1 protein-coding gene and 1 pseudogene are annotated in these 6515 nt (G+C 69.7%); both read left to right on the forward strand.

Going from position 1 to position 6515, the window contains the following annotated elements; translation table 11 throughout:
• Positions 1-804 precede the first annotated feature (804 nt).
• Positions 805-5736, forward strand: coding sequence for an NAD-glutamate dehydrogenase (locus tag IF78_RS0142560; RefSeq protein WP_031487651.1), 4932 nt, complete (start codon positions 805-807; stop codon positions 5734-5736).
• Between the two features lie 83 nt (positions 5737-5819).
• Positions 5820-6515: pseudogene (locus tag IF78_RS0142565) on the forward strand (hypothetical protein); the annotation flags it as partial.

Genomic DNA, 6515 nt, shown 5'->3' on the forward strand with positions numbered 1-6515 from the left:
ACTGGGCAACTTGCCTCGGGGCGGGGGGATTGCCAAGGGGGCGTGCGAGTATGGGGGGTGCGGGGAGGGTGGGTTCCGGTTGCGCGGTGTTTGCTGGGTGCCCTGCGTTGCGGCCGGGGCGGGGCCGTTGCGCAGCCCGGCGCGAGGGGGTGCCGCCTGCGCCCACCCGTGCCCGTGCCGCCCCAGCGGCGCGACTGCCCGCAGGCTGGTCAGGTGTGGCTGACGGTCCCCGTTCACCGCTGTTTTCGGACACGGGCTGCCTCCGGATGGCCTGGTTTCGCGTCGTCCCTTGCCCCGGCCGCCCGCTCCGTACTTCCTCCCAGCCTCCCCCTCGCCACCCCGCCCCGCCAGTTACGCCCTGCCCGCCCCCTTTGCCCCTGTGCAGAACGTCAAAGTTCGACCCCTGGTTTTGTACACATACGGCTCATGACGACCCCCCTGTAAGGAGCGATAGCCTTGGTGGCGTGATCAGCGCGATAGCTCGCGGGGGCACTGGAGCCCCTGCCCTGCGCCCGGAGAGCACGGACGACATCCGTGACCGGGCGGCGGTCGCTGGTCTTCGCGGGCGGGAGGGGGGCGTAAGGGCTCCCGGGACGTCATGTACACCCCGGGCCCGGGCGTCGCAGAGAGCAGCGTCACACCCCGTGGGCAGCTCAAAAATGGCTCATATATCCCCGCTCATCTCACCTCGCGGCATAGCGTCGAAGCAGACCGGACACCCCGCGTCGCGGCGTTACACCGGAGGGGAAGAGACCGTACTTCCTTCTACGTCACGCAACGGCGCGCGACAGGAGCCAGAGGACAATGCAGACCAAGCTGGACGAAGCCAAGGCCGAGCTGCTCGAGAGGGCCGCCCGGGTAGCTGAGAACAGCCCGGTCGGGGGGTATCTACCGACCGGGACGACGGACGAGGGCACCGCCGGCACCCCGGACCACGACATCGTGCTCGCGTTCCTCCAGCGCTACTACCTGCACACCGCACCGGAGGACCTCACCGACCGCGACCCGGTCGACATCTTCGGGGCCGCCTTCTCGCACTACCGTCTGGCCGAGAACCGCCCCCAGGGCACGGCCAACGTGCGGGTGCACACGCCCACCGTGGAAGAGAACGGGTGGACCTGCAGCCACTCCGTCGTCGAGGTCGTGACCGACGACATGCCGTTCCTGGTCGACTCCGTCACCAACGAGCTGACCCGGCAGGGGCGGGGCATCCACGTCGTCATCCACCCGCAGGTCTTCGTCCGCCGCGACCTCACGGGCAAGCTCATCGAGGTGCTCACCACGCCGCCCGCCGGCGAGCTGCCGCACGACACGCACACCGAGTCCTGGATCCACGTCGAGATCGACCGCGAGACCGACCGCGCCGACCTGAAGCAGATCACCGCCGACCTGCTGCGCGTCCTGTCCGATGTCCGCGAGGCCGTCGAGGACTGGGGCAAGATGCGGGACCTGGCCGTGCGCATGGCCGACGAGCTGGCCCAGGAGCCCCACTCCGACCTGCGCGAGCAGGAGTTCGAGGAGGCCCGCGAGCTGCTGCGCTGGCTGGCCGACGACCACTTCACCTTCCTCGGCTACCGCGAGTACGAGCTGCGGAACGACGACTCGCTGGCCGCCGTGCCGGGGACCGGGCTCGGCATCCTGCGCTCCGACCCGCACCACTCGGAGACCGACAGCCACCCCGTCAGCCCGTCCTTCGAGCGGCTGCCCGCCGACGCGCGCGCCAAGGCCCGCGAGCACAAGCTCCTCATCCTCACCAAGGCGAACAGCCGGGCGACCGTGCACCGGCCGTCGTACCTCGACTACGTCGGGGTGAAGAAGTTCAACGAGAACGGGGAAGTCGTCGGCGAGCGGCGCTTCCTGGGTCTGTTCTCCTCCGCCGCCTACACCGAGTCCGTCCGCCGTGTCCCCGTCATCCGGCGCAAGGTGGACGAGGTGCTCCAGGTCGCCGGGTTCTCGCCCAACAGCCACGACGGGCGCGACCTGCTGCAGATCCTGGAGACATACCCGCGCGACGAGCTCTTCCAGACCCCGGTCCCCGAGCTCCAGCGCATCGCCACCTCCGTCCTGTACCTCCAGGAACGGCGCAGGCTGCGCCTCTACCTCCGCCAGGACGAGTACGGCCGCTATTACTCCGCTCTCGTCTACCTCCCGCGCGACCGCTACACCACCGGCGTGCGCCTGCGGATCATCGACATCCTGAAGGAGGAGCTCGACGGCATCAGCGTCGACTTCACCGCCTGGAACACGGAGTCGATCCTGTCCCGGCTGCACTTCGTCGTCCGCGTCCCGCAGGGCACCGAGCTGCCGCAGCTCAGCGACAGCGACAAGGAGCGCATCGAGGCGCGTCTGGTCGAGGCCGCGCGCTCCTGGGCCGACGGCTTCGCCGACGCGCTGAACGCCGAACTCGGCGAGGAGCGCGCCGCCGAGCTGCTGCGCCGCTACTCCAACGCCTTCCCCGAGGGCTACAAGGCCGACCACAAGCCGCGCTCCGCGGTCTCGGACCTCGTCCACCTCGAACAGCTCACCGAGGAGAACAACTTCTCGCTGAGCCTGTACGAGCCGGTCGGCGCCGCCCCGGAGGAGCGCCGCTTCAAGATCTACCGCAAGGGCCCGGCCATCTCCCTGTCCGCCGTCCTGCCGGTGCTCAACCGGCTCGGCGTCGAGGTCGTCGACGAGCGGCCCTACGAACTGCGCTGCTCCGACCGCAGCGTCGCCTGGATCTACGACTTCGGTCTGCGCATGCCCCAGGCGGGCGCCGGTGACTACCTCGGTGACGACGCGCGCGAGCGGTTCTCGGAGGCGTTCGCCGCGACCTGGACCGGCAAGGCGGAGAACGACGGCTTCAACGCCCTCGTGCTGCGCGCCGGGCTGACCTGGCGGCAGGCGACGGTGCTGCGGGCGTACGCGAAGTACCTGCGGCAGGCGGGCTCCACCTTCTCGCAGGACTACATGGAGGACACCCTCCGCAACAACGTCCACACCACCCGCCTCCTCGTCTCGCTGTTCGAGGCGCGGATGTCGCCGGACCGGCAGCGGGCGGGCCGGGAAATCGTCGACGCCCTCCTCGAAGAGGTGGACGCCGCTCTCGACCAGGTCGCGTCGCTCGACGAGGACCGGATCCTGCGGTCCTTCCTGACCGTGATCAAGGCGACCCTTCGTACGAACTTCTTCCAGGAGGCGGGGGGCGGCAAGCCGCACGACTACGTCTCCATGAAGTTCGACCCGCAGGCCATCCCCGACCTCCCGGCGCCGCGCCCGGCGTACGAGATCTGGGTCTACTCGCCGCGCGTCGAGGGCGTGCACCTGCGCTTCGGCAAGGTCGCGCGAGGCGGCTTGCGCTGGTCCGACCGGCGCGAGGACTTCCGGACCGAGATCCTCGGCCTGGTGAAGGCGCAGATGGTGAAGAACACCGTCATCGTGCCGGTCGGCGCCAAGGGCGGCTTCGTCGCCAAGCAGCTGCCGGACCCGAGCGTGGACCGGGACGCATGGCTGGCCGAGGGTGTCGCGAGCTACAAGACGTTCATCTCGGCGCTGCTCGACATCACCGACAACATGGTCGCCGGCGAGGTCGTGCCCCCGGCGGACGTCGTCCGGCACGACGAGGACGACACCTACCTCGTCGTCGCCGCCGACAAGGGCACCGCGACCTTCTCCGACATCGCCAACGGGGTGGCCGAGCAGTACAACTTCTGGCTCGGCGACGCCTTCGCCTCCGGCGGCAGCGCGGGTTACGACCACAAGGGCATGGGCATCACCGCCCGCGGCGCCTGGGAGTCCGTCAAGCGGCACTTCCGTGAGCTGGGCGTGGACACGCAGAGCGAGGACTTCACGGTCGTCGGCATCGGCGACATGTCCGGTGACGTCTTCGGCAACGGCATGCTGCTCAGCGAGCACATCCGCCTGGTCGCCGCCTTCGACCACCGGCACATCTTCATCGACCCGACCCCGGACGCGGCCACCTCCTACGCCGAGCGCCGCCGCCTGTTCGAGCTGCCCCGCTCCAGCTGGGAGGACTACAACACCGAGCTGCTGTCGGCCGGCGGCGGGATCTTCCCGCGCAGCGCCAAGGCCATCACGGTCAACGCGCACATCCGCGAGGCCCTCGGCATCGAGGGCAAGGTCTCCAAGATGACCCCGGCCGAGCTGATGAAGGCCATCCTCCAGTCGCCGGTGGACCTGCTGTGGAACGGCGGCATCGGTACGTATGTGAAGGCCTCGACCGAGTCCAACGCGGACGTCGGTGACAAGGCCAACGACCCGATCCGCGTCGACGGCGCCGAACTGCGCGTCAAGGTCGTCGGCGAGGGCGGCAACCTGGGTCTGACCCAGCTCGGCCGGATCGAGTTCGCGCGGCACGGCGGCAAGATCAACACCGATGCCATCGACAACAGCGCGGGCGTCGACACCTCCGACCACGAGGTGAACATCAAGATCCTGCTCAACGGTCTGGTCTCCGAGGGCGACATGACCGTCAAGCAGCGCAACAAGCTGCTCGCCGAGATGACCGACGAGGTCGGCCGCCTGGTCCTGCGCAACAACTACGCGCAGAACACGGCGATCGCCAACGCCCTCGCCCAGTCCAAGGACATGCTCCACGCCCAGCAGCGCTATATGAAGCACCTGGTCAGGGAGGGCGCCCTGGACCGCGCCCTGGAGTTCCTGCCCACCGACCGCCAGATCCGCGAACGTCTCGGCGCCGGCCACGGCCTGACCGGTCCGGAGACGGCCGTCCTGCTGGCGTACACGAAGATCACGGTCGCCGACGAACTGCTGCACACCTCGCTGCCGGACGACCCGTATCTGAGCACCCTGCTGCACGCCTACTTCCCGAGCGCGCTGCGCGAGCGGTTCCCGGAGCACCTCGTCAGTCACCCGCTGCGCCGCGAGATCACCACGACCGTGCTGGTCAACGACACGGTCAACACGGGCGGTACGACGTATCTGCACCGGCTGCGCGAGGAGACCGGCGCCTCGCTGGAGGAGATCGTCCGGGCGCAGACCGTGGCCCGCGCGATCTTCCGCTCGGCGGCCGTGTGGGACGGCGTCGAGGCGCTCGACAACAAGGTCGACGCCGACGTCCAGACCCGGATCCGGCTGCACTCGCGCCGCCTCGTCGAGCGCGGCACGCGCTGGCTGCTCAACAACCGGCCGCAGCCGCTGGAACTCGCCGAGACCATCGACTTCTTCGCCGAGCGGGTCGAGCAGGTCTGGTCGCAGCTGCCGAAGCTGCTGCGCGGTGCGGATCTGGAGTGGTACCAGCAGATCTACGACGAGCTGACCGGCGCCGGCGTCCCGGCCGAACTGGCCACCCGGGTGGCCGGCTTCTCCTCCGCCTTCCCGACGCTGGACATCGTGTCCGTGGCCGACCGCACGGGCAAGGACCCTATGGATGTCGCCGAGGTCTACTACGACCTGGCCGACCGCCTCAACATCACCCAGCTCATGGACCGCATCATCGAGCTCCCGCGCGCGGACCGCTGGCAGTCCATGGCCCGCGCCTCCATCCGCGAGGACCTCTACGCCGCCCACGCGGCCCTGACCTCCGACGTCCTGGCGGCCGGCAACGGCAGTGCGACGCCCGAGCAGCGGTACAAGGCGTGGGAGCAGAAGAACGGGGCGATTCTGGGGCGGGCGCGTACGACGCTGGACGAGATCCGGGGCTCGGAGGCGTTCGACCTGGCCAACCTGTCGGTGGCGATGCGCACGATGCGGACGCTGCTGCGGACGCACACATAGCCGTACGTGAGTCAGGGCGCCCCGGGCTGTGACAGTCCGGGGCGCTCGCGCATTCGGGGCAAAACGGGATTTACAGTGCTCGGGTGAGCACCCTGCGGGCCGCGCTGCGGAGAACGACCGTCATCCCGCAGGTCGTCGCCGCGCTGGTCGTCGTGCTGCTCCTCCTCGTGATCGTCCGGCTTCCGTGGGCCGGTGACCTCGGTGTGCACGCGGCGACCGTGCAACGCCTGCGGCACAGCCTGGTCGATCCCGGCAATCCCCTGGTCGACGCGGACACGCCGAGTCCGTACTACTCGCCGTGGACGCTGGTGCTCGGGTTTCTCGCACGGGTGACGGGGTTCTCGGTCTTCGTCGTGCTGCGGGTCGGCGCGGTGGTCGCGCTGGGGCTGCTGGTCACGGGCGTATGGCGATACGTACGGACGCTCAGCGCGCATCGGGCCGCGCCCGCGCTCGCCGTGCTGTGTCTGGTGTTCCTGTGGGGGACGTCGCTGTTCACGTGGAGCGGGTTTCTCGGGCTCAACTCCCTGGCGCTGACGGTGTCGTATCCGAGTGTGTTCGCGTTGGGCTCGGCCTTTCACCTCTGGGCCTGGCTCGCGGGGGCGGTGCGTGCGCGGGCGGTGGGCGGGTGGGGGACATGGCTCGGGCTCGGGGTGCTGTGGGCGGGGATTCTGCTGTGCCATCAGTTCTCGGGGGTTGTGGCCTCCCTGGGGGCGCTGGCTGTCGTGGTCGCCGCGCGGCCGGGGCGGCAGGTGTGGCCGCGGGTGGCGGGAGGGCTGGCC

Source organism: Streptomyces bicolor, from assembly GCF_000719285.1.
Lineage (GTDB): Bacteria > Actinomycetota > Actinomycetes > Streptomycetales > Streptomycetaceae > Streptomyces > Streptomyces bicolor.